Annotated in this window: 25 protein-coding genes; 3 read left to right on the top strand and 22 right to left on the bottom strand. The window is 51.6% G+C overall.

Translation table 11 applies throughout. From position 1 onward, the window contains the following. The 6 genes from QOS10_RS01025 to parE form a co-directional block, all read right to left on the bottom strand. A partial coding sequence (locus tag QOS10_RS01025) for a transposase (protein ID WP_283593148.1) occupies positions 1-183 on the bottom strand: 183 nt, incomplete at its 3' end. A gap of 148 nt (positions 184-331) precedes the next feature. Next, positions 332-1,267, bottom strand: coding sequence for a manganese-dependent inorganic pyrophosphatase (locus tag QOS10_RS01030; RefSeq protein ID WP_283593150.1), 936 nt, complete (start codon positions 1,265-1,267; stop codon positions 332-334). A 104-nt stretch (positions 1,268-1,371) separates the two neighbouring features. Beyond that, positions 1,372-1,827 carry an NUDIX hydrolase gene (locus QOS10_RS01035; RefSeq protein WP_283593151.1) on the bottom strand — a complete coding sequence of 152 codons (456 nt, stop codon included), beginning with the start codon at positions 1,825-1,827 and terminating at the stop codon, positions 1,372-1,374. Next, on the bottom strand, positions 1,814-2,332 hold the full coding sequence (locus QOS10_RS01040) for a DUF1836 domain-containing protein (RefSeq protein WP_283593153.1): 519 nt from the start codon (positions 2,330-2,332) through the stop codon (positions 1,814-1,816). Before QOS10_RS01040 ends, QOS10_RS01035 begins: the two co-directional genes overlap by 14 nt. Positions 2,333-2,363: 31 nt before the next feature. Continuing rightward, positions 2,364-4,808, bottom strand: a complete 2,445-nt coding sequence (gene parC, locus QOS10_RS01045) for a DNA topoisomerase IV subunit A (RefSeq protein ID WP_408621425.1) — start codon at positions 4,806-4,808, stop codon at positions 2,364-2,366. 103 nt (positions 4,809-4,911) lie between these two features. Then, complete coding sequence (gene parE, locus QOS10_RS01050; RefSeq protein WP_283593157.1) at positions 4,912-6,903, bottom strand: DNA topoisomerase IV subunit B; 1,992 nt, start codon at positions 6,901-6,903, stop codon at positions 4,912-4,914. 237 nt (positions 6,904-7,140) lie between these two features. On the opposite strand from parE, the gene plsY reads away from it, so the two are divergent. Beyond that, on the top strand, positions 7,141-7,773 hold the full coding sequence (gene plsY / locus QOS10_RS01055) for a glycerol-3-phosphate 1-O-acyltransferase PlsY (RefSeq protein WP_283593159.1): 633 nt from the start codon (positions 7,141-7,143) through the stop codon (positions 7,771-7,773). 93 nt (positions 7,774-7,866) lie between these two features. Here the strand turns inward: plsY and QOS10_RS01060 are convergent, their stop codons facing one another. The 8 genes from QOS10_RS01060 to QOS10_RS01095 form a co-directional block, all read right to left on the bottom strand. After that, complete coding sequence (locus QOS10_RS01060; RefSeq protein WP_283593161.1) at positions 7,867-8,733, bottom strand: aldose 1-epimerase family protein; 867 nt, start codon at positions 8,731-8,733, stop codon at positions 7,867-7,869. 139 nt (positions 8,734-8,872) lie between these two features. Then, the gene (gene topA / locus QOS10_RS01065; protein WP_283593163.1) at positions 8,873-11,005 is read right to left on the bottom strand and encodes a type I DNA topoisomerase; all 2,133 of its coding nucleotides are present in this window, start codon (positions 11,003-11,005) and stop codon (positions 8,873-8,875) included. A gap of 111 nt (positions 11,006-11,116) precedes the next feature. Then, positions 11,117-11,974: a DNA-processing protein DprA gene (gene dprA, locus QOS10_RS01070; protein ID WP_283593165.1), complete on the bottom strand. Its 858-nt coding sequence runs from the start codon at positions 11,972-11,974 to the stop codon at positions 11,117-11,119. A gap of 52 nt (positions 11,975-12,026) precedes the next feature. Continuing rightward, complete coding sequence (locus tag QOS10_RS01075; protein WP_283593166.1) at positions 12,027-12,794, bottom strand: ribonuclease HII; 768 nt, start codon at positions 12,792-12,794, stop codon at positions 12,027-12,029. Beyond that, positions 12,787-13,659, bottom strand: coding sequence for a ribosome biogenesis GTPase YlqF (gene ylqF / locus QOS10_RS01080; protein ID WP_283593168.1), 873 nt, complete (start codon positions 13,657-13,659; stop codon positions 12,787-12,789). The genes QOS10_RS01075 and ylqF overlap by 8 nt, the downstream gene beginning before the upstream one ends. Positions 13,660-13,672: 13 nt before the next feature. After that, complete coding sequence (locus tag QOS10_RS01085) at positions 13,673-13,894, bottom strand: YozE family protein (RefSeq protein WP_283593169.1); 222 nt, start codon at positions 13,892-13,894, stop codon at positions 13,673-13,675. Between the two features lie 13 nt (positions 13,895-13,907). Next, positions 13,908-14,507, bottom strand: coding sequence for a YpmS family protein (locus QOS10_RS01090; protein ID WP_283593170.1), 600 nt, complete (start codon positions 14,505-14,507; stop codon positions 13,908-13,910). Positions 14,508-14,511: 4 nt separating this feature from the next. After that, positions 14,512-15,441, bottom strand: a complete 930-nt coding sequence (locus tag QOS10_RS01095) for an SGNH/GDSL hydrolase family protein (RefSeq protein WP_283593171.1) — start codon at positions 15,439-15,441, stop codon at positions 14,512-14,514. Between the two features lie 208 nt (positions 15,442-15,649). On the opposite strand from QOS10_RS01095, the gene QOS10_RS01100 reads away from it, so the two are divergent. Next, positions 15,650-16,813, top strand: coding sequence for an RNA-guided endonuclease TnpB family protein (locus tag QOS10_RS01100; protein WP_283593172.1), 1,164 nt, complete (start codon positions 15,650-15,652; stop codon positions 16,811-16,813). A gap of 112 nt (positions 16,814-16,925) precedes the next feature. Here the strand turns inward: QOS10_RS01100 and QOS10_RS01105 are convergent, their stop codons facing one another. Then, complete coding sequence (locus QOS10_RS01105; protein WP_283593173.1) at positions 16,926-17,768, bottom strand: DegV family protein; 843 nt, start codon at positions 17,766-17,768, stop codon at positions 16,926-16,928. Positions 17,769-17,961: 193 nt separating this feature from the next. Between QOS10_RS01105 and trhA the strand changes: the two genes are divergently transcribed. Then, positions 17,962-18,618, top strand: a complete 657-nt coding sequence (gene trhA, locus QOS10_RS01110; RefSeq protein WP_283593174.1) for a PAQR family membrane homeostasis protein TrhA — start codon at positions 17,962-17,964, stop codon at positions 18,616-18,618. On the opposite strand, the gene QOS10_RS01115 is transcribed toward trhA, so the two are convergent. The 7 genes from QOS10_RS01115 to QOS10_RS01145 all read right to left on the bottom strand — a co-directional run bounded on the left by QOS10_RS01115 (position 18,604) and on the right by QOS10_RS01145 (position 26,088). Then, positions 18,604-19,104 (bottom strand): dihydrofolate reductase, encoded by a 501-nt coding sequence (locus QOS10_RS01115; RefSeq protein WP_283593175.1) that lies wholly within the window; start codon positions 19,102-19,104, stop codon positions 18,604-18,606. The genes trhA and QOS10_RS01115 overlap by 15 nt on opposite strands. Positions 19,105-19,115: 11 nt before the next feature. After that, on the bottom strand, positions 19,116-20,078 hold the full coding sequence (locus QOS10_RS01120) for a thymidylate synthase (RefSeq protein ID WP_283593176.1): 963 nt from the start codon (positions 20,076-20,078) through the stop codon (positions 19,116-19,118). A gap of 555 nt (positions 20,079-20,633) precedes the next feature. Then, the gene (locus QOS10_RS01125; protein WP_283593177.1) at positions 20,634-21,734 is read right to left on the bottom strand and encodes a LysM peptidoglycan-binding domain-containing protein; all 1,101 of its coding nucleotides are present in this window, start codon (positions 21,732-21,734) and stop codon (positions 20,634-20,636) included. 1 nt (position 21,735) lies between these two features. Continuing rightward, complete coding sequence (locus tag QOS10_RS01130; RefSeq protein WP_283593179.1) at positions 21,736-22,173, bottom strand: phage holin, LLH family; 438 nt, start codon at positions 22,171-22,173, stop codon at positions 21,736-21,738. Continuing rightward, the gene (locus QOS10_RS01135) at positions 22,157-22,570 is read right to left on the bottom strand and encodes a phage holin family protein (protein WP_283593180.1); all 414 of its coding nucleotides are present in this window, start codon (positions 22,568-22,570) and stop codon (positions 22,157-22,159) included. The genes QOS10_RS01130 and QOS10_RS01135 overlap by 17 nt, the downstream gene beginning before the upstream one ends. A 51-nt stretch (positions 22,571-22,621) precedes the next feature. Continuing rightward, positions 22,622-23,248, bottom strand: a complete 627-nt coding sequence (locus QOS10_RS01140) for a hypothetical protein (protein WP_283593181.1) — start codon at positions 23,246-23,248, stop codon at positions 22,622-22,624. 209 nt (positions 23,249-23,457) lie between these two features. After that, positions 23,458-26,088 carry a GDSL-type esterase/lipase family protein gene (locus QOS10_RS01145; RefSeq protein WP_283593182.1) on the bottom strand — a complete coding sequence of 877 codons (2,631 nt, stop codon included), beginning with the start codon at positions 26,086-26,088 and terminating at the stop codon, positions 23,458-23,460. Position 26,089: the final 1 nt, after the last annotated feature.

The raw sequence follows: 26,089 nt of genomic DNA on the forward strand, positions 1-26,089 counted from the left end.
ACCAATTTCCATGTGGGCTACTGTAAAGCCGTACTTATTGGCAATTTCCCGGACTTGCTCCCGGAAGACCGCTTCAACGTGTCCTTTCAGCACTTTGTTACGGTACTTAGTACCCCAGATCAAATGGTAATTCAAATTATAGACGGATGTCCGTCCATACGTAAGTCTATTTGTATCTTTCATATTAACTATTATATCATATCTTACCGTAACCATATGCACTACGTGTAAAACAGAGGGGCAATTCATCACGTCCTTAAAAGAACGTGTTTCCTTGCCCACTTTCAAAAACGACCCGGATGAGTCATCCAGGTCGTTTAATAGTTTGATCTTAGCCTTCAAAAGCCTTCGTCAATGGTGGAACCACTTGCTTCTTCCGGGAAACAACACCAGGCAGGTTCATCCGCTTGTTGTCACCAAGCTTGTGGCCGAATGCTTCTTCAACCTTGTCAGTGTCGTCACCAACAACCAGCAGTTCGGAGTCGCTGTTCAGGATGTTCGTAGCAATCAGGATGAAGAGCTGGTAGCCATTGGCGTCCATCAGTTCGTGCATTTTCTTTTCCAGATCGGCTTGCCGCTTGAAGACATCGTCCAGTTCAACGGCATTTACTTGGCCGATCCGCATCTTGGTGCCGCCGAGTTCAAAGGTCTTGGCATCGCCATCAACAATGGTAGCGTCGTCCTTGGCGTCAACGTTGGCACCAGCCTTCAGCATTTCAACACCGTACTTCTCGTAGTCATCCACACCGGCAACCTTAGCCAGGTACTTAACGGCTTCCCGGTCATGGTCAGTGGTCGTTGGGGAGTTGAGCAGCAGGGTATCGGAAATGATAGCAGAAAGCATCATTCCGGCCAGGTTAGCAGGAATATCAATGTGCTTTTCTTGGAACATTTCCGTCAGGATCGTGCTGACACAGCCGTAAGGGCGCAGGGTTGCCCACAGTGGCTGGGCCGTGTTGAAGTTAGCCAGACGGTGGTGGTCAACCAGGTGCGTAACCGTCACCTTGTCGATGTCGCTGACACTCTGTTGTGGTTCGTTGTGGTCAACCAGCATTACCTTGTCGACTTCGTTCGCAACCGTCTTAACCACCCGGGGTGCCTTCATCCCGAACTTGTTCAGGGCAAACTTGGTTTCATCGTTTGGTTCGCCAAGGGCAACCGCCTCGGTCTCGTAACCCAATTGGTTTTGAAAGTATGAGAACGCCATCGCCGCTGTGATCGCATCAGTATCCGGCTTTTGGTGTCCAAAAACTAACTCTTTATCCATAAAAGATTCCTCCTGTTTGTTCACATTTTGCACCGATCCATTCCGTGCGTGAACCAGTCTCTAATAGTCATTTTATCATGAAGCCGGCAAACGTGCACAGCTTTCTAGCGGTTTGTCAGATATTCTTTAAGAACCGCCCACATCTCCGCGTGCTGTTGATTGAAGAAGTGCGGGGATTCGTGTAGGCCAAAGTACCGCGTCCTAACCGTCTCGCTCGGCTTAATCGGGTACTGGCGAGCAGTCGTACGCCTGACCAGGTAGAAGGCATTGACGGGCTGGACCACATCCCCATTCGGGTAGGTGTAGGTATCGTGATCCAGGATCTTCAGCAAGCGCTGCGGCTCAACTGCAATTCCCGCATCCTCCTTGAACTCGCGAACCACGGTCTGTTCAAACGTCTCGCCAAACTCCATATAGCCGCCAGGGAAGCCCCAGTCACCGGTGTCAGCCCGTTCCTGAAGCAGCACCGCTTCCTGCTCATTCACCAGGGCACCGGATGCGCTGGTCATGATCAGCGGCTGGTGCCCAACCAGCTGCCGAATTTTTCTAATGTACGCCATTTTCGCCCTCCTCATCCTGCAACTCAGCCGTAGCGGCAAAGAAGCGGTCCACGCTGGCCTTATACACAATTGCCAATGCCAGGTGGTGCAGCATCTTCTGCTGGTCGGTCCGCACGTTCGGAAAGGAAGCGGGCTGGCCGGCAAAAACCACTTGAACCGCCGCCTCCAACTCCTGGCAGAAGTAGTCGTAGGCCTCGGCCCGGCTAAAGCGGCTGTTCTGCTGGATCCGCACAGCAACCCGGAGGTCCGCCAGGGGCAGGACGTTCTTGGCAACCGCGATGAACACCAAATCTGCCAGCTGCTCCTGACCGTACAGTTTCTTGACTGGCCGTTCGATCAGGTGGTGCTTGACGTAGTTGCTCACCATGGCACTGGTCAGCCGGACATCTTCCAACGGCGCCAATTGCTCGTTCAGGTAGTCCGTCGTCTGTTCCAGGTATAAGCCCAGAGCGGGCAGCTCCGTGTACCTCGGCAGGTGCAGCAAGAGCTCATGTGCTTGTTCCATACTCATTCCTCATTTCATCGCCTGTTGGCACTTAGTTAGCTGCGCTCGGGGTCTCTTGCAGGATGTTGGCCTTCTTGAGTCGGATTTTGACCGGGGTCCCCTGGGTATCGGTATCAATGACGAAGGTCCCGTTTGACTTCACCGATCCCAGGTGGTGGTCATTGACCGCAATGTCCTGGAACATCGGCCGGTCGGTGATCACCTCAAAGTTCCCGGCAAAGTCGGCGTCGTATGCCAAGAAGTCCGCAATCCGGTGCGGGTTCCGCTTTAGCCGGTGCAATACCAGCTCGCCCCGCCGCGAACGGGCCCCGACTGCAATCTCATCGAGCGGCATCTCCTTGAATGCCCCCCGCTGGGTGATGGTAGCGATCCGCTGGCCATCCGTGACCAGGGCAAGGTCGGCCATGACATCATCGTCCTTCAGGTTGATTGCCCGCACACCAGTTGTTCGGATCCCCGTTACCGGAACGTCCGCCACGTCAAAGCGCACGGCGTACCCATCGCGGCTGATCGCCAGCAGAGACTGGTTCTTGTCGGCCGGTTCATAGTAATCGACGTTCACCAGCCGGGCCGCCGCACTCTTCAGTTTAATGGCCACACTGGCATGGCTCCGGTACCGTGAACCGGGCTGGTAGTCGGTGAAGGCCGACTGCTTGACCTGACCGTCGCTGGTCCCCATCAGGAAAGTGCCTGGCAAATCGAGACAGTCAAACAACATGGCCTTGATGATCTCCTCGTCATCAGCCAGCCCGATCGTCTGCGAAATATGCTCCCCAGTATCCTTCCACCGGGCATCGGCAATCTCGTGAACCGGCCGGTAGATGACGTGCCCCAGATTGGTAAACATGAACAGGTGGGCCAGGGTGGTTGTCTGTTCGATCAGCAGCGGGTAGTCGTCCTCCCGCAGGCCGTTCTCATCCAGGGCCGAGGCCTTAAACGAGCGCAGGCTGCTCCGCTTGATGTAACCGGCATGAGAAACCAGGACAACCACATCCTCCTTGGCCACCGTGACCTTGGTATCGACCTCCAGCTTTTCAACCTGGTCTTCGATCTTGGTCCGCCGCGGGTTGCCAAATTCCCTCTTGATCGCCCGCATCTCCTTGCGCAGGACGGTCGCCAGCTCATGGTCGTCATTTAAGATCAACTGGAATTCATCAATCTGCTTGTTCAGCTTAGCCTGCTCATCACGCAGCTCGGTGACATCCGTATTAGTCAACCGGTACAGTTGCAGGGTGACAATCGCCTCGGCCTGCTCTTCGGTGAACTGGTACTGGTCAACCAGATTTTGCTTGGCATCCTTGCGATTCTTGCTGGCCCGGATGGTCTTGATGACCTGGTCGAGGATCGACAGGGCCCTGATCAGCCCTTCAACGATGTGGAGGCGGCGCTGGGCCTTCTGCAGGTTGAACTGGGTCCGTCGCCGGATGACCTGCTTCTGGAAGGCCAGGTAGGAGGTCAGAATGTGCTTCAATCCGACCCGCATTGGCCGCTGGTCATCGATGGCCACCATGTTGAAGTTGTAGTTGATCTGCAGGTCCGTGTTTTTCAGCAGGTAGTTAAGGACCCCCTGGGCATTGGCACCCCGTTTGAGTTCGATGGCAATCCGGAGGCCGCTCCGGTCGGTCTCATCACGGGCCTCCGCGATTCCCTCAACCTTCTTGGCCAGGCGGAGGTCATTGATCCGCTTGACCAGCTGGGCCTTGTTGACCTCATAGGGAATCTCGGTGACGTTGATCTGCTGGCGCCCGCCGCGCAGGGTTTCAATATCAGTTTTGGCCCGGACAACAATCCGGCCCCGCCCCGTCTGGTAGGCCTTCTTAATCCCGTCGACCCCCTGAACAATTCCGCCGGTTGGAAAATCGGGGCCCGGGATAAACTCCATCAGCTTATCCAGGCTGGCATCCGGGTGGCTGATCAGGTAGATCAAGGCATCCAAGACCTCCCCCAGGTTATGGGTGGGGATTTCAGTCGCGTACCCGGCAGAGATCCCCGTGGCCCCGTTGACCAGCAGGTTCGGGATCCGCGCTGGCAGCACCGTCGGCTCCTTCTCGGTATCATCAAAGTTCAGGGTCATCTCGACCGTATCCTTATCGATGTCCTGGAGCATCAGGCCAGCAATCTTGCTCAAACGGGCTTCGGTATACCGCATCGCTGCCGCCGGATCCCCGTCCATTGAACCGTTGTTCCCGTGCATCTCAACCAGGGGTTCCCGCAGCTTCCAGTCCTGGCTCAACCGAACCAGGGCCTCGTAAATGGAGCTGTCCCCATGGGGGTGGAAATTACCCATGACGTTTCCGACCGACTTGGCCGACTTCCGGAAACCCTTGTCATAGGTGTTGCCATCCTTGTTCATGGCAAACAGGATCCGCCGCTGAACCGGTTTTAGGCCGTCGCGAATGTCCGGCAGGGCCCGCTCCTGAATGATTGATTTTGAATACCGACCAAAACGGTCACCCATGATCTGCTCGAGTGACATGGTCTCTACTTTAGCGCTCTTCACAAAAACGCATCCTTTCTATTCATAATTACAAAAAGAAAGAGACCGGGCAATTACTCAGTCTCATTACCGCTGGTCCTAGTTAGCCGTTCAAGCGGCCCTTGTTTTCAACCAGCTTATCGGACTCCTGGTCATCACTGAGGGTGAACTGGACATTCTTTTCGATCCAGTCCCGCCGCGGTTCAACCTTGTTCCCCATCAGGGTAGTGACCCGCCGCTCGGCCAGCTCGGCATCCTCGATCCGTACCCGAATCAGGGTCCGGGTTTCCGGATTCATTGTGGTCTCCCACAGCTGGTCGGCGTTCATTTCACCAAGTCCCTTGAAGCGCTGGAGTTGGGCCCCCTTGCCCATCTTCTTGGTCAGGCTGGTCAGCTCATCATTGGTCCAGGCATAGGTGATCTTGGTCTTAGCGCCCCGGCCCTGTTGAAGCCGGTAGAGCGGTGGCAGGGCAATGTAGATCTTGCCAGCCTCGATCATCGGCCGCATGTACTTGTAGAAGAACGTCAGCAGCAGGATCTGGATGTGGGCTCCGTCATCATCGGCATCCGTCATGATGATGATCTTGTCGTAGTTGGAATCTTCAACGTTGAACTCGGAGCCGGCCCCCGCACCGACCGTGTAGATGATCGTATTCAGCTCCTCGTTTTTCAAAACATCATCCAGCTTGGCCTTCTCGGTATTGAGAACTTTCCCACGCAATGGCAAGATGGCCTGGTACTTACGGTCCCGGCCCTGCTTGGCACTCCCACCGGCCGAGTCCCCTTCGACTAAGAAGAGCTCGTTCTTCTTGGCATTCTTGGACTGGGCGGGAGTCAGCTTGCCGGAGAGGTTGCGCTCCTTCTTGCTCTTTCGCTTGCCGCCGCGGGCCTGGTTGCGGGCCTTGCGGGCGGCTTCCCGGGCTTCCCGGGCCTTGAGGGACTTCTTGATCAGCATCTGGGCGAAGTCGCCATTTTCCATCAGGGCATAGTTCAGCTGTTCACTGACAATCCCATCGACAATCTTCCGGGCCTCGGGTGTCCCTAGCTTATCCTTGGTCTGGCCTTCAAACTGCAGGAGGCGCTCCGGAATCCGTACGGAAACTACGGCGGTCAGGCCCTCACGCACGTCGCTCCCCTCCAGATTCTTGTCGTTAGCCTTGAGGAGGCCGACCCGCTTGGCATACTCGTTGAATGTCTTGGTCCAGGCGCTGCGGAAACCTGCTTCATGGGTCCCGCCGTCCGGTGTCCGGACGTTGTTGACGAAGGAGAGGAGGTTTTCAGAATAGCCATCATTGTACTGGGCAGCAACTTCAACCTCGACCCCGTCCTGCTTGCCGTCAAAGTACAGGATCTTGCCCAGGGTATCCTTGCCCTCATTGAGGTAGGACACGAACTCCTGGATCCCATCCTTGTACTGGAACACGTCCTGCTTCTCCTGACCCGGCCGCTTGTCGGTCAGAACAATCTTGATCCCCTTCAGCAGGAAGGCCGACTCGCGCAGGCGGTTGGCAAGGGTGTTGTAGTCGTAAACGGTGGTGGTGAAGATCGCCGGGTCCGGCTTGAATGAAACGGTCGTCCCGTTCCCATCCCTGGTCTTACCCAGCTTCTTCAGGGTGCCGACCGGGTGGCCGCCATCCTTGAAAATCTCCTGATAGCGCTGGTGGTCACGAACAATCGTCAGTGTCAGGTGCGTCGACAGGGCATTGACAACGGAGGCCCCAACCCCGTGCAGCCCGCCGGACGTCTTATAGCCATCCGCCTGGCCGAACTTGCCGCCGGCATGGAGCACCGTCATGATCACTTCCGGGGTTGGCTTCCCGGACGCGTGCATCCCGACCGGCATCCCCCGGCCGTGGTCCTGAACCGTGATGGCATTATCAGCTTCGATCGTGACGCTGATCTCGTCTCCGTATCCCGACAGGGCCTCATCGACGGCATTGTCGACAATTTCATAAACCAGGTGGTGCAGTCCGCGGGCATCGGTCGACCCGATATACATCCCCGGCCGCTTGCGCACTGCCTCCAGGCCCTTCAAAACCTGGATTGAAGAATCATCATATTTTACTTTCTTTGTGGTCACAAAATGACCTCCCATAACACAATTAGTAGCGTATTAAACATATGTTCGATAAAATATTCTAGCATTGCCATTCAGCGAACGCAAATCATTTTTGCCAGTAAATCGACACAGCAGATACATATGAATAATACTCAAAACGAAGCCGTTTCGCAAATCAGAATTATAATCACCGCAAATCCAGGTGACACAAGTCGGGGTTTCATGCTATCCTTGATGAGCAATAATGCAATGAGATTGAGGAGTAAAAATTAAATGACATTCAAAATAATCGTCATGATTATCGTGGCCTATTTGCTGGGGTCCATCCCCTCGGGGCTCTGGATCGGTAAGTACTTCTACCACAAGGACATTCGGCAGCTGGGCAGCGGTAACATCGGTACAACCAACACTTTTCGAACCCTGGGGCCCAAAGCCGGCGTGGTCGTCCTCGTCATAGACATTCTAAAGGGGACCCTGGCGGCCTGCCAGCCCTACTTCTGGGGAGTCAGTGCCAGCGTCAATCCCCTTCTGATCGGGATCTTTGCCTCCCTGGGTCACACCGTTTCCATTTTTGACAACTTCCACGGTGGCAAGGCCGTCGCTACCAGTGCCGGGATCCTGCTGGCCTACAACCCGCCCCTGTTTGGAGTCGCCTGCCTGATCTTTATCGGCACCCTCCTTCTGACGAGCATGGCCAGCGTGGCCAGCATCATCGGGATCACCTCCATCTTCATTATCGCACTGTGCGAACACGACTGGATCCTGTCCCTGGTGGCCGGGATCCTGACCGCCGTAGTCCTCAACCGGCACAAAAGCAACATCAAACGGATCCTGGCCGGGAAGGAATCGATGGTTGACTTTGGGCTGGGCCACTACCTGCGCCAGCACCATCAAAATAACAAATAACAGTCCGCAAGATGGACTGCCTAAAGCTAAAGCGCCGTTCGGAATTCTCAATTGAACTTCGAACGGCGCTTTTAATTTGGGCCGGACTGTTTTTTAGAATGGCCGGATGCTGAAGTGATATTGCGCACTCTGCTGCGGAGCCAAGCGGTGCATATCCTGCTTGTGAAGGAGCCGCCCGTCCGCATTCAGGTTATCGGCAATTCCCCACCATGGTTCGATACAAACGAAGTCCGCCTGGGCCGGGTATGCTGACCAGACACCGACGTACTGGGTGCCCTGAGTTGTTACCGTCACCCCGTGTTGACTTGCTGGATCAGTCAGGGTGGCCGCAAAATTGCTCCCGGCGGTCTTAAAGATCACGGCATCATTCTCAAAGGTCTGGTGGTTAAGCGCCAGCGGCTGGTGCATATCAATCAGCTGGGGATGGTTGGAATCGTTGTAAGCCCCCTTGAGGACAACCCGGGAATATGTCTCCGCAGGCTGAACGTTTAATTGAACTTTGCCGGTATCCAGGGGCATATTGAAGCCCGGGTGAGCCCCAATCGCGTAGATCAGCGAATGCTCGGCCGCTGGGTTTTTGACCGTATAGCTAACCTGCAATTGGTCGCCAGCCAGTTTCATCGTTACTTGCAGGCTGAAGGCAAACGGAAACGCCTTCCGGGTCTGCTCATCATCGTGCTGTTCGAAGGTCACCTGGTCAGCTTGCTGACTGATGACCGTAAAGCGCCGGTCGCGGGCAAAACCATGCTGGGTCTGATGGTAGGTTCGACCATCGAAGACGTACTGGTCATCCTTTAAGCGGCCGACAAAGGGAAAGAGAATTGGCGCCTGCCGTCCCCAACTGGCCGAATCACCCTGCCAGAGGTACTCGTGAGGATCACCGTGACGCTTAATGCTGTGTAGCTGAGCCCCCAGTTCGTTCACCTGTACCGTCAATTGATCATTCGTTAGTGTAATCATTGTCCGTCCCTCCAATTGTTAAGCGCTTATCATTAAGCCTATAAAAAAGTTCCTAACCACACCATAGCAGGTTAGGAAACCCCTTTCAATGATTTTTACTAGGTAAATTTAGTAAAAGTCAATTTAGTATTTTACTGTTTTACTTCTGAACGGCCTCTTGGTAGTCGCCATTTGGACAAACCACCTGCTTGCCGCCCTTGACCTTCTTCTCAACCAGAAAGTGGCCATCCTTTGGGCACTGCCGGCCAATCGGCTTGTCCCAGGAGACAAAGTCACAGTCCGGATAGCGTGAGCAACCGTAGAAGACCCGGTTCTTCTTGGACTTCCGTTCGACAACGGTCCCCTGGTGGCACTTTGGACAGGTGACTCCAGTATCCTTGACAATCGCCTTGGTGTTGCGGCACTTTGGGAAACGTGAGCAGGCGTAGAACTTGCCGTAGCGGCCCATCTTAACGACCATCGGCGCCCCGCAAATCTCACAATCCATCCCTGCCAGTTCATCGCGCATCTGGATCTTGTCGACCTTCTCTTCGGCGTCCTTGACCTCCTTGGAGAACGGCTGGTAGAAGCTATCGACCACCTTAATCCAGTTCTGCTTACCCTCTTCGACCTGGTCAAGCTCGCCTTCCACGTCGGCAGTAAACTTAGCGTTGACGATCTCGGGGAACTGCTGCTCAATGATCCGGTTGACGATCTCACCGAGTTCCGTCGGTTCAAAGTGCCGGGAAACCAGGCGAACATAATAACGCCGCTGGATCGTATCCAAGGTCGGTGCATAGGTCGACGGCCGACCGACCCCGTTTTGCTCTAGGGTCTTGATCAGGGCCGCTTCCGTGTAACGGGCCGGTGGCTGAGTGAAGTGTTGTTCCGGATTATCACTGACCATCTTGGCTGCGTCACCCTCGTCCAGGTCCGGCAGGAGGTTGTCCTTCTCCTCACCGCGCTTGTAAACCTTGGTGAAACCAGGGAACTTGACCTTGGAACCAGTGGCGCGGAAGTCCACGCCGGCCTGCTCCAGGTCAACGGTCATCGTATCGACTACCTGCGGCGTCATTTGACTGGCCACGAAGCGCGACCAGATCAGGCTGTAGAGTTTGTACTGGTCATTGGTCAGATATGGTTTCATCTCGGCCGGGGTCCGGTAGACAGATGTTGGCCGAATGGCTTCGTGAGCATCCTGAGCTCCTTCCGGCAGCTTCCCCTTAACCGGTTTGATGGCTGCATACTCGCCGCCGTACTTCTCATGGATAAACTGGGAGGCCTCGTGCTTGGCGATCGAGGCAATCCGGGTGGAGTCCGTCCGCATGTAGGTTATCAGCCCAACCGGGGCCCCCTGTTTGATGTCGATCCCTTCATAGAGCATCTGGGCCGCCATCATCGTCTTCCGGGTCCGGAAGTTGAGCTGCCGGTTAGCATCCTGCTGCATGGTGGATGTCGTGTACGGCGGTTGCGGCTGCCGCTTGCGTTCCTTGCGTACCACCTTGGTGATATTGAAGTTCTTCCGCTTATCCAGCTTGCCCAGAACGGCCTGAACATCATCATTATTGTGGAGGCGGACCTTCTTGCCGCCCTCACCGTAGAAACTGGCCTGGAAGCGGTCCTTGCCGTGGGCAAACTCAGCATCGATCGTCCAGTATTCCTCCGGCTTAAACTGCTTGATCTCATTCTCCCGCTGGATGATCAGGTTGAGGGCTACGGATTGGACCCGGCCGGCACTGAGCCCCTTCTTAACCTTCTTCCAAAGGATTGGACTGATGGAGTACCCCACCAGCCGGTCCAAGACCCGTCGTGCCTGCTGGGCATCGACCAGGTCCATGTTGATCGTCCGGGGCTCCTTGAAGGCCTCCTTGACCGCATCCTTGGTAATTTCGTTGAAGGTGACCCGGTTCTTTTGCTTGCCATCGAGTTTCAGGATGTTGGAGACGTGCCAGGCAATGGCTTCCCCTTCCCGGTCCGGGTCAGATGCCAGGTAGATGGCCTTGGCATTCTTCGCGTCCTTGCGCAATTCCTTAATGACATCCCCCTTGCCACGGATAGAAATGTAGTCAGGATGGTAGTTATTTTCAACGTCGACCCCCATCCGGCTCTTGGGAAGGTCGCGAATGTGTCCCAGGCTGGCAACAACCTTGTATGACCGACCCAGGAACTTGCCAATGGTTTTCGCCTTCGACGGTGATTCCACGATCACCAGATTTTTCTTTGGTTTAGCGCGCCGGGTAGTCTTCCGACGACTCGTCTTCTTTGTCTTGCTTGTCGTTGTTTTGGTTGCCATAAAGTCGGCTCCTCACGTTCTTATTAATTTCTCTTCTATTATTAGCCCATTTAACCATCATCTGTCAAATCAGAAAAGGCTTTTTTGAGAAATTAACGAAAAAAGACGCAATTAGGCAAATTCGTCAATCAAGTCCTGGGCCCGTAAAATTGGCTTAGCCCCGGCGGCGATCAGTTCATTGCAGCCCAACGACCGAATCGTATCAATACGGCCGGGAACGGCACAGACATTGCGGTTTTCATCCAAAGCTATGTTGGCCGTGATTAAACTACCACTACGCCGTTTAGCTTCCACGACCAGGAGCGTCTGGACCAAGCCAGCAATCAAGCGGTTTCGTTCAGGAAAACGATAGGCCAGTGGCGGCTCACCGCGGCCATACTCTGACAATACTAGGCCCCGGTTAGCAACCGCCTGTTGAAGCCACCGATTTTCAGTCGGATAATAACGATCGAGCCCACAACCGATAATGCCGATCGTCATTCCATCGTATTCCAGCGTGATCTGGTGACTTAATCCGTCAATGCCCCGGGCCAGCCCGCTGACGACCACCAGCCGGTGTTTAACAATCTCAGGAATAAAGCCACGTAAAACTCCCGCCCCATAGGAAGAAGCATCGCGGGCCCCAACGACTCCCAGACACGGTCTCTGCAGTAGGGTCAGGTTACCAGCATAAAACAGTACTAATGGTGGACAGAAGATCTCCCGTAGCGCTGCCGGATACTCAGAATCAACAATTGTAATATGAGGATAGCCCTGGTTTAAGTTTACGGCCCGGTCCAACTCTGGGCTCGCCCAATTATTCAATAGAGCGGTCTGGGCGCGTAGGGTGATTTGACAATGCTCCATCAGCCTTGGTAGGTCATCATAGCAATGTAACTGGCGGGCGCAACACCATAGGCGGTACTTTGCAACTCGGCCCAGACCACGACAAAGACTCAGTCGTAGTAAAAAAACACGTTCTCGTAGCATAAAAAGAACCTCCTACTAGATAAGTACGAGGTTCATTCTTAAATGCATTAAATTAATTCAAATAATCTTGAACAGGTCGGAACGACCGCCGGTGAATCGGGGTTGCACCATGCGCCGCCAGTCCCGCCAGATGCTCCTTCGTCCCGTAGCCCATGTTTTCAGCCAGACCATAACCCGGGTAGACCCGATCATAGTCCCGCATCAAATGGTCCCGGTATTCTTTGGCCACGATACTGGCCGCGGCCACACTGATGCTCTTCTGATCCCCCTTAATCAGGGTCGTCTGGGGAATGGCAATCTTGAGCGGAACCGCATCCACAATCAGGTGGTCGGGCCGGTGGTGGAGGTTGTTAACCGCCCTGATCATGGCGTCCTGCGTCGCCGCATAGATGTTCAGCCGGTCAATCGTCGCGCGGTCATTCACGGCAATGCTGACCTCCACCGCCTCGTTGACGATCTGGAGGTACAGTTGCTCCCGCTCATGCCGTGTCAATTGCTTGGAATCGGTCACCCCCACCAGGTCGAAGTCAGGACGAAGGATCACGGCACAGGTGACCACCGGACCAGCCAGCGGGCCGCGGCCGACCTCATCCATTCCGGCGACGTACCGACAGCCCTGCTGCCAAAGCGTCTCCTCATAGCGGAAGCGCTGGCGAAAAGCTGCCTGCGCCTCTGCCAGCCGGTCGAGGCGCCGGTAGAACTGGGCAAGGGCCTGCTGCACCCCCTTGCGCAAGTCCGCGGCCAGGGCTTGAACATACGGGTCGGACCGGTCTGTCAGCTGGCCGAGGTGCTCTCTGATCTGCTTAACTGTCTCACTCATTGATGCCCTCCGCATTCAGGTCCGCGGGCACTTCCATGGTGATTGGTCCCAGTTTGCCCTTCCGCAGGTCAAAGATCAGCCGCTCACTGGCCCGGTCGTAATCATCCCGGAAGCCCATCTTCTGCGTAATCGTCAAGAGCAGGTCCGGATCAGTCACTTCTTCTGCCAGGTCAGCAGCACTCAAGCGATAGCGTTCCTGCAGCTTCTCCGGCTGGTGCTCCCGCAGATAACGCAGGGCAAACAGGGCCACGTCGTCCTTCGGGTAGAGACTGTCCTTAATCGCCCCGCTCAGCGCCAGCATCTGGCCCTGCTTAGCACTGGCAAATTTGTGCCAGAGGACCCCCGGGGTATCCAGCAATTCCAACTCTGCTGAAGAGCGCAGCCACTGCTGACCGGTGGTGACCCCCGGCCGGTTACCGGTGACGGCAACGTTTTTCTTGACCAGGTGGTTCAGCAGGGTCGACTTGCCGACGTTCGGCACCCCGACACACATCGCCCGAATCGGCCGCTTCTTGAGCCCCTTGGCAGCCTCCTCCGCCATCTTATCGTGGAGGATCTCCTTGCTCTTGGCCGTTACCAGCTTAGCGACATTGCGCTGGCGGGAGTCGAGGGCCAATACCGGTTGTCCCTCCTCCTTAAAAAAATCCAGCCATTCTGCCAACCGCTGCTGGTCCGCCAGGTCGGTCTTGGTCATGATCAGCAGGCGGAGCTTATTCCCGGCTGCCAGGGCAACTTCGGGGTTCTGTGAGGAATACGGGACCCGAGCATCCACCAGTTCAAACACGATGTCGACCAGCGGCATCTGCTCGCGGATCTGCCGCAGGGCCTTCGCCATATGTCCAGGGAACCATTGAATCACTGCCATACTTATTGCCTCCTTAATTCATTGCGTCCAGGTACCGCTGCCAGGCCGTATCAAAGATGGTCATCGACGGCAAGTACTCAGCATTCTCTTCCAGGTATTTAGAAATCTCGTCAAAGTCGGTTGACTGCTTGGGAAAGCTGCTGTCCAGAAAGGCATTATTGGCAAACTGCTCTACCTCATCAGCGTCAGTCGGCTTGCGTTGGGTCATCAGATAACGGTAGAAACTATCACGCATGTTAAATTTCCTCCTAGTTATTAGTTGGGACGGTGATCAGGAAACGGAACCGGCCGTCTTCCATATTGATCTCCTCTGCCGAGTACTTCAGCGAACGGTGCTTACTGTAACGGTTCAGGTCGAGGAGCACCGTCTTCTTCTTGGCGTCAATTGAAACCCACTTGGGGATGTTGTAATTCTTAGCGATGTAACCCATCACGAACTTCAGCGGGATGTTCAGCTGGCCGACGGAAAGGCCCTTCGCCTTCAATAAGACGTTGCCTTCCTTGGTCATCTGGGGGATGAAGTTAATCGCAAAGCGGACCTTAACCCCCATAAACTTGGTGTCGCCAACCAGGGTAGCATACTTCTTGCCCACGATGAAGTGGTACTTGACCCGCTCCCCCTTCAAAAACTTATTCAGGTAGTTCGCCGAGAGGGCGTTGACCTGCTTGCGATTCAACGCGACCGTTAGCGACGTGTCGGCGGTCTGGACCGGTCGGCTCACCTCGGGTGCTAGAGCAGGGGCAGCCCCCCTATGCACCACCACGGCCCCGCTGATGATAATTGCCGCCAGCAGGACGAAGAAGGCCCACTTCCAACCGTTAAAACTCTTTTTCTCTGCTCTACTCATCTGTCTACCCCTTTACGTATTCCCAACTGTGATGGTGAACCATCGCCTTAAAAAGCCGCTGGGCAATGTGTTCATACCCAGTGTGATTGGGATGGAAGTTATCATCCGTGGAAATATAGTCGTTTAAGTTCTTATCCTTGTTATCCATTACCTTGATGGCCCGGGTTTGGTTAACCTTACCATGGTTGACCTTATCCTCTTCTGCTGCCAATTGTTGCCGCGCCGCCTTCGTCCGGTACTGACCGTATGACATCAGGTGGTCGATGTCAACAAAGTACATCCGGGGATAATTTCCCATCACCTGCCGGGTCGTCTTGTTCCAGTAACCGATGGCATCACTGATCGTCGTTGCATCTGGAAAGTAAGTGTAGAAGGGATTATAGATGCTCATCACAAAAATTGGGGCATGTGGATTCTGCTTACGAACGGCCGTGAAAAGCCGGTTCAGTTTTTTACGGTAGGTCCGGCTGGCGGTCTTAACCGCACCGCTGATCTGATCGGGCGAATCCAAAGCATCCGCCTCCAGCTTCTGCATCAGGTCATTGCCACCGACTGTCATCGTGATCACGTCGGCCTGACTGAGGTCCCGCCGAATCTGCTTCTGATTATTCAACCGGTCAAGGATCTGGTCAGACCGGTCCCCACTGACCCCGTAGTTGACGGTCGTCACCGTTGTCTTACGGTAGTGGTGCTCAATCTTTCCCTTGATAATCCCGACATAGCCGCCGTTATCGGTTTCATCCCCCTGACCATGGGTGAGCGAGTCACCGAGGGCCACCAGCTTGACGTGTTTACGCTCCACGTAGCGGGGACGATGCACTTGCACGCGTTCTGTCTGGGGACTGCGCGCACTGCTGTACTGATGCCATCCCCAGCCAGCCCCTAGTGCAACAATTACCACCAACACGGCTGCTAACCATCCTTTTTTCTTCACGGACAACACCTCTCCTTGGGATAAATAAAAGCGGCCGTTTTTCATGACCGCCAGATTTTTTATTTAATTTGGGCAAGAAAACACGACCTTTTAAGGAAGTGATGAATTGCCCACCTAGCGGCCGTCAGCCACCTTTTAAATTTTTCTATATAAATTTCACTTTTTCCCTTTAATCTCCTGTATCATTGGAGGAGATTAAAGGGAAAAAATGGTCAAAGTTCTAAAGGGCATTAAGTTGCGGTTATACCCTAATCAACACCAAGTAGATCAACTCTGGCAGATGTTTGGTAATAATCGCTTCGTCTGGAATCAAATGCTGGCCATGGCTAAGGAAGGCTATCGTAACAATCCTAGCAGTCACTTTGTAAACGAGTATGGTATGAATTACCTTTTAAAGCCGCTTAAACAAGAGTATCCGTTCTTGAAACAAAACGACTCTACCAGCTTACAGGTTGTTAACCATGACTTGGCGCAATCCTTTAAGATGCTCTTCAAACATCAAGGCGGTTATCCCCGCTTCAAAAGCAAATGGGCCATCAAGCAGTCCTACACTGGTCGGTCCATTTGTCAGGTAATCGCTAACCACCGGATGAAGTTGCCTAAACTAGGCAGTATTAGAACTAGCAAGACCGGTCGAGTAGCGGGATTAAAAATCAAACGTTACACGATCAACTATGATTCAACCGGCCGCTATTACCTGTCCTTACAAGTTGAAGTATCAGCGCCACAAGCTTTGCTCAAAACTGGCAAAAAGGTTGGACTTGATGTCGGGATTGCCAATTTAGCGATCAGTTCTGATGGGATTAAGTACAAGACATTTAATGCTAAGTGGCTGAAAAAGCAAGCCATACGGTGGCAAAGCAAATATAGCCGCCGACGTCACAGAGCGACGATAGCAGTTCGCCAATGGAATCATAACCACAAGACGCTTAAAGCAGAGCTGGATGATTACCAGAATTGGCAACGGGCTAGAATCCAAAAAGCACGTTATCAGCAGAGGATCGCTAACCGACGTAAAGATTACCTGCATAAGCTGACTACGAACTTAGTTAAGCAGTATGACGTGATTGTCATTGAAGATTTGAAAACCAAGAATCTACAGCACAATCACCACTTAGCGAAAGCAATTGCCAATGCCAGCTGGTATGAGTTTAGGACCATGTTGGCGTATAAATGTGCCTGGCACGGTAAAGAACTAATTGTCGTCAAGCCTAACTATACCAGCCAAATCTGTTCCAACTGTGGGCACCATAGCGGGCCTAAACCTTTGGCAGTCCGTGAATGGACCTGTTCACAATGTGGTACTCACCACGATCGGGATATTAATGCGGCAGTTAATATCCTTCATAAAGGACTAAAAGCCGGTGGTTAGGGACTAGCCATGGTAAAAGAGCGAAGTTCTGTAAGTTAGGTTTTCAGAATGATACAACATCTTAAATACTACTTCGTGTTCCCAGAAGCTCGGTCATTTGTGACCAAGTAGTTCACTCAGTATAGTAAAGAAGGCAGCAAGCACCCATTCCGGCATGGGTCGCAATAATCGGCACTGTCTCCCGAACAATGATCTTAATGTTTGGATAGAGCTTGCTCAAAGCTTCCTTCAGCCGGGCTACTTCCTTATCAGCCTGCACGTGGGAAATCCCAATGGCCTTAACCTTGGGGCCCGCCGCCATTTCATCTAACAGTTTATCCCATTCCTTATGAATGGCCTTGGTTCCCCGGCCCTTCATCAGGATATGGATCTCCCCCCCGGAAACCTGCAGCATTACCTTAATGTTCAGCAGGCTGGACAGGGCCCCGGCAAACTTACTGATCCGGCCCCCGGCAACCAGGTTATGGAGGTTATCAATTGCGAGGTAGAGCTTGCTCTTGTTGAGGACGTCCTTCATCTTGGCAATGGCGTCGTCCACAGTTCCGCCATTTTCAAGAACCTGCGCCGCCTCCACAATCTGAAAGGCCATTCCCTGGTCGGTCGTCTGGGAATCATAGACCGTCACCTTGGTTTTCGAGATCTCCGCCGCCTGTTCAGCTGCGTGAACGGTCCCGGAGATAGAGGCCATCATCGTTACACAGAGAACCTCGCTGCCATCTGCACCGAGCTTATCGAAGACGTCTACAAACTTGCCGATTGGCGGCTGGGACGTCTTCGGCAGGGACTTGGCATTTTTCATCATCTCAGGGAACTGCTCATTAGTAATAGTTTCCCGTTCCGTGTAAACCGTTCCGTCAATCATCACTGTCAATGGAACAATTGTAATGTTGTATTTTTTAATCTCTTCCTCGGTCAAGCCGGCGGAAGAATCACAAACTATTTTTACCTTTGCCATGGAAAATCTACTCTCCCTGTGTGTAATATCTATGTTATAATCTATCTAGTTATCAAAACTAGATATGTAGTTTATAAAACCATTATACACATTTTTTAAGTGTTGAATCATTAAATTCGTTAATATTCAGCCTTTAGTATAGCAAATATCATTGAAGAATTCATCGCTGATCAGCCAGAAAGGGGTAATTATCATGATCAGGAAATCAACTAATCCGCACCGCCCACAGAATCGTCAGGAGCTTTTAATAGAAATTGCCAACGCGGTGACCCACGGGATTGGGGCAGGATTAGCAATTGCGGGGCTGGTCTTTTTGATCATCCGGGCCGCCCACACTGGAGACCCGATGCGGATCGTCACCTTCACCATCTATGGCAGCATCCTGGTCCTCTTCTACCTCTCGTCGACGCTCTTTCACGCCCTCTACTTCACCCGGGCCCGGCACCTCTTCCGGATCTTTGACCATGCGATGATCTTCATCCTGATCGCCGGAACCTACACCCCCTACTGCCTCGTCAGCATCCGGGGCTGGGCTGGCTGGACCCTCTTTGGAATCATCTGGGGGCTAGCCGTGCTGGGCGTGGTCTACAAGAGCATCTGGCTCAAGCACAAGAGCGCTCTCTCAACCCTGATTTACGTCCTGATGGGCTGGATGTGCATGTTCGCCTTCGTGCCCCTCTGGCGTGCGCTGGGTCCTGTCGGCTTCGGCCTGCTCCTCGCCGGGGGCGTGACATTCACCCTGGGGACCCTGCTCTACAGCCGGCCGACGCGCTACACGCACCTCATCTGGCACCTGTTCGTCCTGCTGGGGACCGGTTTCATGTACTTCTCCATCTTATTTTACGTTTAACTGCCAATGTTCAAACCAACAGGTCGGCTGGGTATCGCCATCAGCGGTGACGGCCTGCCGATCAGCCAAGTGCCACCGGGAATAATCGACCGGTGGCATTTTTGTATCACCGTGGTAGTGACCATTGATCACCGTCCGCTCCAGGTCCGTCGCCATTGGCAAGAGGGTGCTGAAGACCCCCGCACCACCGATGACGCAGGCCGTCTCATCGGCAGGCAGCTGGTCAAGATAGTGCTTTAGGCCTGGTAGGTCATGAACTACAGTGATCCCGGGAACTGCCAGACTGCGGTGCGTCAGGACAATGTTTTCGCGGTGCGGCAGCGGCCGGCCGATTGACTCGTAGGTCCGGCGCCCCATGATGATGGGGTGGCCAGTCGTCACCTGCTTAAAGTGCCGCATGTCGGCTGGCACATGCCAGGGCAGGGTATTATCCTTGCCAATCCAGCCGTCCAGGTCTTCAGCCCACACAAAACTGATTGCTGTCATATGACACCTCCTCAGACTGCAACCGGCGCCTTGATGGCCGGCTCGTGCGTATAGCCCTCCAGCTTGATGTCCGTCATCTCATACTGGTCAACCGGCTTGGGCTCATCAGGCAGGATCAGCTTTGGGGCAGCGTGCGGCGTCCGGGAAAGCTGTTCTCTGACTTGATCGAGGTGGTTGTGGTAGATGTGGGCATCCCCCAGAGTGTGCACAAAGTCCCCCGCCTTGAGACCGCACTCGTGGGCAATCATCTCCGTCAGCAGGGCGTAGCTAGCGATGTTGAAGGGAACCCCCAAGAAGATGTCTGCGCTGCGCTGGTAGAGTTGACAGCTCAGCTTGCCGTCGTTCACGTAAAACTGGAACATGGTGTGGCACGGTGGCAGGGCCATCGAAGGCACGTCCTCAGGATTCCATGCCGAAACAATCATCCGCCGGGAGTTCGGCGTTGTCTTGATCTGGTGAATCACGTTGGCCAGCTGGTCAATCGTGTCCCCCTGGCTGGTCTTCCAGTGCCGCCACTGGCTACCATAGACCAGCCCCAGGTCACCATACTTCTTGGCAAACTCGTCATCGTCCAGGACCCGCTGACAGAAGGCCTTCTTCTCGGCCAGGTACTGTTTCTTGAATTCGGGATTCTTCAGCCAGCGGTGGCCAAAGTCCGTCATGTCCGGGCCGTGGTATTCTGAGCTGGTGACCCACTTCTTAAAGGCCCACTCATCCCAGATATGGTTGTGGTGCTGGAGGAGGAAGCGGATGTTGGTGTCCCCCCGCAGGAACCAGAGCAGCTCACTCTTGATCAGGCCAAATGGCACCTTCTTCGTGGTCAGCAACGGGAAGCCCTTGCTGAGGTCAAAGCGCATCTGATAACCGAAGACGGAGCGCGTCCCCGTTCCCGTCCGGTCGGATTTTTCGTGACCGTTTTCCAGAACATAGCGGGCCAGATTGAGGTACTGCTGTTCGTTAGTGTTTTCTGCCATTTTTGTCATCATACTCCTTGCTTTGGTTGGTAATAATATAACACAATATCGCAGTTGACGTTGGTCACTTATGGGCCAGTTTAGAAGCACAAAAGCCGGCGGGATCGTCCTGCCGGCTTTTTTAGAATTGTGTCAAAAAGCTTGTTTTTAGTACGATATTTTCCCTAAGTACCAATATTACAATGCTCAACGACAGCTCGCGTTTATTCGTCCACAAAATATTGTGTGAAATCAGCTTTAATTTGATTGGGTTGTAAAGCCTAGATATATAATAGGAAAATAACTTTTCTATTTTGCTTTGGCACAAATTGGGCTGAATGCCTTTGAATTTTTTGTGCCAAAAATATGCCAAGTATTACAAGACGACACCCTCGAATGAAGGTGCCGCCTTTTTAGAATCCAAGGTGGCGGCCTTTAGATCCTCAAAATAATCCTATTATAGCTACCCTATATCACATATGAGTTACATTCATTATAGCATAAAAAGCCCGGGCGACTATTGCGTTATCCGCAACGGTCACTCGGGCTGTTAACTTGAGAGGCGATTTCGCCTCCTTAAATTTGAATTGTTTGACCTACATAGATCACATTCGGGTTAGCAATCCCGTTCTTCTGTGCTAGTGCTTGCCAAGAAGTGCCGTGCGATGCTGCAATGCCACTCAAGGTGTCACCTGCTTGGACCGTGTAGGCATTCGACTGGCCACCAAGCAGGATCTTCTGGCCAACGTAAATCACGTTCGGGTTAGCAATCCCGTTAGCCAATACTAAGGCTGAAACTGTCGTACCGAACTTAGCTGCGATCCCAGATAAGGTATCACCAGCCTGGACATAGTACGTGTTTTGAGTCGTTGGTTGTCCCGTAACTTTCAGCACTTGCCCAGCCCAGATACGGTTTGGATCACCAATGCCGTTGATGGCTGCCAGCGTCTGGTAATTTGTACCAAACTTGTTTGCAATCCCGCTTAGAGTATCACCGGGCTGTACTGTGTAGGTTCCCGTTGCAGGGTGACCAACGTGTACCACTGGCTTAGGAGCAGGAACCGTTACGCTAGGAACAGAGCCACTGGCAATTAATCCAGTAAAGGCACCACTGAAGTCGTAGCTAGTATCCACACCCATAATCCCGTGATCGGTGTACTGCCAAGCGGTTGCATTGTCGATTCCGAGGTCGGTGATTCCATAACCGGCAAGCCAGATCTCACGACTACCGAAGCCGTGTGAGTTCAGGATCCCGCCAGTGAAGAAGGACTTCATTGAGTAGATACCAGTACGCTTATAGCCTAGTGCCTCTAATTCTTGCAGGAAGGCCAACGAGGCCGCCTGATAGTCAGTAGCTGAATGGACTTCCGCATCATCAAGCATAAGCGTGTCATCGTACATGCCAAATTGCTTAGCGATCTTGACAAAGAAACGAGCTTCGTTCTGGGCGTCCCCGACTGACGTGTAGCGGGCGAAGTGGTAGCAACCCACTGGGAAGCCAACGGCTAAACCATTACGGATCTGCGCTGCCGCCTTCGGGTTGACGTAAGCAGAACCATCTTCGCTCCCCTCGGTCAGCTTAACGATAACACCAGCAGCCCCGTGTGCTTTCAACTGCTGGAAAAAGGCTAGATCACTACGATTGTAACTGGAAAGATCGACGAATTGCTTATGCATCTTACTTATCCCCCTTCATAGTATCAATCGCGGCAACAGTACCAGGGACAAGGCCGGACACTTTTTGTCCCAAACCGTCCTGACTTTGATCTGGAATTGTGGTAGGCGTCAGTGGCGACTTCTCATAGGCCGCCTGGATAGCCGTTTCAATGGCATTGAGATCAACGTTCTTAATCCCCTGTCGATCCAGTGCTGACTGAACAATCTGGGTTGCTTGAGCAAACTTTTCATGGCCTGCCATATCTTTGCCAACCAGCGAGTTGACGGCATCGGCGGCCAGCTGTCCGGTCAAGATCCACCGTTCTCGAGCAGTCGTAGTTTTGGCGTGCTGAATCTTGCTCCGGACCAGTAGCTGCCCTTCTTTAACGCCAAAATAAAAAGCCGTCGAGATAACGGCTGTAATCACGTATTCCGGAATTGCGTTAATGATTTCGTTCATGATGTTCCTCCTTGTATTCATCGCTCAGCTTGTAGATATACTTCTTGATCCAATCAGGCAATGGTAACCCCATCTGCCCGAGATTCTCCATGATTGAAACAACATAAAAGAGGATGTAGAACGTCGTCATGGCGTCCGCCGCGCTCTTCATGCCGTTGACATCCAGCATCGGGTAAAGAGTCAAAAGGATTAGCAGGACTACACCATGCTTGATCATACCGTTGATCCCCTTGCTTGAGGTCGTATGATGGCTGACCAGGCTTCGTGCAAGCCCCGTCAAGATGTCGATGATGATTGCCCACACGAACCACCAGATCAGCCGATTATCTTCCATGCTTTGAAAATGCTGGATATACGCTTGATGATATGGCTGCATAGCAGCTAGATATAAGTGCACCCGTTCTCACCTCCTTGAGGTAAAATAAAAAGCGCCCTTAACAGGTCGCTTTTATTTCATACTATTCCAAAATTTTAAAAATTCTTGAAAATCGCTAAATAATCTTCGCTTCTCTTCCATATTGTCTAAGCTATCAATTAACCTACTAATTGCTTCTTCTTTTATGGATACAACATATTCATATTGAGCTTTAGGGTTATCTTTTTTATACTCAACATACTTATTAGGATAATACATTCCTTGATTACAAGCTTCATTAACTGATAAAGCAAAGTCATTAGCAATTTTACTTTTTACATATTTAATAAGATGTTCATCTTTTTTAGATACATGGCTTTTTATATAATTATAGAATTCAATGTCTGACCGCCAATCTGGCAGTCCGCCTAAAAACTGGCTTCCGGCTAAGTTTAGTAAACTGTTTTTCACCAAAATATTGTTCATTTCAGTAAGTTCTTTTGCTTTTTTATTTGCATCGTTAATAGCTGCTTGCATTTTACTTATTTGCTTATCACTTATCCTCCATTGAATTATAGAGAAATATGCAATTATCAAAGTGATTAAAGTAACCAAGATCCCGACAGTCCACATATACCATGTATTCTGCCGATTAATCTCATCATATAAGTGTGAAATTAAGTCACTATCGCTCATACCTGCAGTTACTAATAAATTCATAAAGGTGACACCTACACTATTTTAGAATATATATAGATCCTAACACATAGATAATTCCCACTACCAATGTTATTCCAGAAAAAGTACTAGTAATTTTCCACAATTCCACCTATACCACCCCTCCCTTCATCGGCCGCCCATAAGAAAAGCCCCGCTCGTTTGAGTGAGGCTTTTCTTATGTATTGTGTATTTCTGTGGCGACTATATATCTATTTTCTAAACGTCTTATAGTAGTCTAAATGGTCTATCATACTCTGGCCAATCAGGCGTTCAAAAGCTTCAGCCATTGAAGCATAAACTGGCCCAGTAGGATGACCCCCAACCATATTGTCCTTGTAAAAAGATGAGTTAAATAGCGGATCATCTAGCTGAACTATCACTGGGATAGTGAAATGATTTGCGATAGTTGTAATCGCTTCATTGAATTTTGTAGCAATATCGCTACTGTCGGCAATGGTTGCAATAACAAGCTTTGCTTGCGGAGCTTTTGTTTGAATAGCCTTGATGATCTTCCCATAATTACCATAGAAAGTGTCGGATCCAGTGTCAATATCAGCTTCGCTACCGATGTAGGAAACTCCTAAAGCTTCATCGTTAATGCCTAAAGCAAGGATATAAAAGTCTTGGGCATCACTGGACTGCATCAATGGCAAACACTTTGGATTCGTCAGCCAAGTGCGAGTCGACATTCCACCCTTACTAAAGTTTGTTCCGGTGAACCCGTCCTTGCGAGCAAGTATTTGTAGCCAACTGATTTCGTAGTGGTCAACATATTTTCCATCAAAAGCAAGCTCTCCTGATGCATAAGAGTCACCTACGACACCTACTTTCTGGAACAAGGATAGCGTAGGTAGGATCATATCATTGCTATGCTCGTCTACGCTGTCTGACCTCCATGCTCCCCATTGTCCACTAGCACCCCAGCAAATACGATGATACATGACATTATTATTATCAATAGCGATTTGGATTCCTCCGAGAGTGTCATTGATTGATGATTCTGTCCGTACTGTCAACCCTCCTGTTATATTACTAATAGGAGGTAAATTCTTAATTTGCTTAATCTTATCAGGAGTTTCCGCAATCGTAACCGTTTGACCTGTTGGGAATGTATTCAAATCATCATATGGGGAACCAGTTTTTACATTGGTCATTTTCCCAGATTTGTAAAAATCTCCGTCAGCTAACAACCTCCACGGATGATATGCGTTTTCTCCACCCCACACAATTCGTTCATAAATATCATTTGTATCAACGACAAATACTTTTTGGATAGTCCCCGAGTCATTAGTGCCTACAGATTCGGTTGAGATCGCTGCACTATACGAAGTCCCAACTAACTGAGAAGGAATGTTTTTCAGATCACCAATATTATCGGTAATTAATACTTCAGAGTTAGCCGGGAAAGTATTGAGGTCTTTGTATACGTCATGTGGAACGTTTGCTCCCGAATATTGGATATAATTTCCGCTTCGAATACTGTGCCAGCTCTCATAGGCCGCTGGATATCCCCACGCTACACGATAGTACACGTCTCCGTTTGAATTAAAAAGCATCTGTACAGCACCCGAAACCGCTTTAGGATTAATGGACATTGTAACGACCGTCGCCCCGTTTGAAGATCCAGATAAAATAACGGGCGCATTTTGTACGGATGAAATATCTGAGTCATACGTAACAATTCTATTAACCGGTAAAGTATTCAAATCGTTATAAGGTTCAGAAGAGGCATCAGCTAATACATTATTCCCTACCAACGCGTTATCAAGTTGTTGTCTGTCGCTTGCAGCTAGCGCTAACCCTTGATACTGCCCACAATCTTTCCAAGCCCCACTTACATAGAGCCACATATGCCCGGTATCAACAGTCACCATAATGCCAGGATTACCATTCGGATACTTAGCTTCCAGTGCTGCTTCATTTTCAAATGCCTCGGGCTGTAGGTCCATTTTACTAAGATAATCAATAACAAAATCTTGCCGAGCTTTGGTAGCGATGCTGGCATCTTGTTGCGCATCTTTCTGCTGTAATGCCGCATAGTTAGCATTCGCATTAGACTTATCTTCCTTGCGATCGATATTGAAATCTTGCTTGTTTTCCCGATCACTCAGAGTCATGAACCGCCCACGAGCATCGCCGACTTCGCCCTGGAGATCATGAATTTTGCCGGAGTTGTCATTAGCAAGTTGCTTGGCTTGAGTAGCGGTAGCGGCAGTGTCGCCAGCCACATTACCTTTGGCTTCGGAGTTGGTCTGCTTAATCTCATCAAGCAGGTCATCGCCTTGCTTCTTAACCCCATTCAAGTAGTCAGTGGCTTGCTTGTTGGCATCATCGATAATCTGCTGAGCCTTCTGCTTAGCATCATTGAGTGAAGCCTGCCCCTTGTCGGAGTAGTCCTTCATGATCTTTTCCATCCGACTGTCATAGCTAACATCATCTGAACTATCGACATCTGAATCGTTAGGCAGGACATTCATCTTGACGTTGACGGTGGAGATCACTGAATGATCATCATTGTTGACTACCCGAAACATTGTCTTATCGACATCATAAGCACCAGGGGTCTTAAAAGTACCCGTTGGAAAAGTAAAGGTGACGTTACCCGTGTATGGGTCGTCACCTTTTGTTGATTCGTCAACTGTCCCTGATACATAGATCTTCTTTTTATCCGAACCTTCTGATAAAAAGTCCATGCTCTTACCACGCATATCTTCATCATCACCGTTATACATCAGGTGGAATGGTAGCTTTAAATCACCATCGCCAACTCGTGGGTTAAGCACACCCGTTAAATCAACCGGTTCAGTAGAAGCCTTTGCTAAATCAACTGTAATTCGCACG

Source organism: Limosilactobacillus galli (genome assembly GCF_947381495.1).
Classification (GTDB): domain Bacteria; phylum Bacillota; class Bacilli; order Lactobacillales; family Lactobacillaceae; genus Limosilactobacillus; species Limosilactobacillus galli.

Coding starts and splice junctions, on each gene's coding strand:
- QOS10_RS01140 (WP_283593181.1), bottom strand. CDS start 23,248: ATGAATTTATTAGTAACTGCAGGTATGAGCGATAGTGACTTAATTTCA.
- QOS10_RS01040 (WP_283593153.1), bottom strand. CDS start 2,332: ATGGAACAAGCACATGAGCTCTTGCTGCACCTGCCGAGGTACACGGAG.
- topA (WP_283593163.1), bottom strand. CDS start 11,005: ATGGCAACCAAAACAACGACAAGCAAGACAAAGAAGACGAGTCGTCGG.
- QOS10_RS01035 (WP_283593151.1), bottom strand. CDS start 1,827: ATGGCGTACATTAGAAAAATTCGGCAGCTGGTTGGGCACCAGCCGCTG.
- QOS10_RS01090 (WP_283593170.1), bottom strand. CDS start 14,507: ATGAGTAGAGCAGAGAAAAAGAGTTTTAACGGTTGGAAGTGGGCCTTC.
- QOS10_RS01105 (WP_283593173.1), bottom strand. CDS start 17,768: ATGGCAAAGGTAAAAATAGTTTGTGATTCTTCCGCCGGCTTGACCGAG.
- QOS10_RS01030 (WP_283593150.1), bottom strand. CDS start 1,267: ATGGATAAAGAGTTAGTTTTTGGACACCAAAAGCCGGATACTGATGCG.
- ylqF (WP_283593168.1), bottom strand. CDS start 13,659: ATGGCAGTGATTCAATGGTTCCCTGGACATATGGCGAAGGCCCTGCGG.
- parC (WP_408621425.1), bottom strand. CDS start 4,808: ATGTCACTCGAGCAGATCATGGGTGACCGTTTTGGTCGGTATTCAAAA.
- plsY (WP_283593159.1), top strand. CDS start 7,141: ATGACATTCAAAATAATCGTCATGATTATCGTGGCCTATTTGCTGGGG.
- QOS10_RS01100 (WP_283593172.1), top strand. CDS start 15,650: ATGGTCAAAGTTCTAAAGGGCATTAAGTTGCGGTTATACCCTAATCAA.
- QOS10_RS01085 (WP_283593169.1), bottom strand. CDS start 13,894: ATGCGTGATAGTTTCTACCGTTATCTGATGACCCAACGCAAGCCGACT.
- QOS10_RS01115 (WP_283593175.1), bottom strand. CDS start 19,104: ATGACAGCAATCAGTTTTGTGTGGGCTGAAGACCTGGACGGCTGGATT.
- parE (WP_283593157.1), bottom strand. CDS start 6,903: ATGGGAGGTCATTTTGTGACCACAAAGAAAGTAAAATATGATGATTCT.
- QOS10_RS01125 (WP_283593177.1), bottom strand. CDS start 21,734: ATGCATAAGCAATTCGTCGATCTTTCCAGTTACAATCGTAGTGATCTA.
- dprA (WP_283593165.1), bottom strand. CDS start 11,974: ATGCTACGAGAACGTGTTTTTTTACTACGACTGAGTCTTTGTCGTGGT.
- QOS10_RS01120 (WP_283593176.1), bottom strand. CDS start 20,078: ATGGCAGAAAACACTAACGAACAGCAGTACCTCAATCTGGCCCGCTAT.
- QOS10_RS01060 (WP_283593161.1), bottom strand. CDS start 8,733: ATGATTACACTAACGAATGATCAATTGACGGTACAGGTGAACGAACTG.
- QOS10_RS01130 (WP_283593179.1), bottom strand. CDS start 22,173: ATGAACGAAATCATTAACGCAATTCCGGAATACGTGATTACAGCCGTT.
- trhA (WP_283593174.1), top strand. CDS start 17,962: ATGATCAGGAAATCAACTAATCCGCACCGCCCACAGAATCGTCAGGAG.
- QOS10_RS01075 (WP_283593166.1), bottom strand. CDS start 12,794: ATGAGTGAGACAGTTAAGCAGATCAGAGAGCACCTCGGCCAGCTGACA.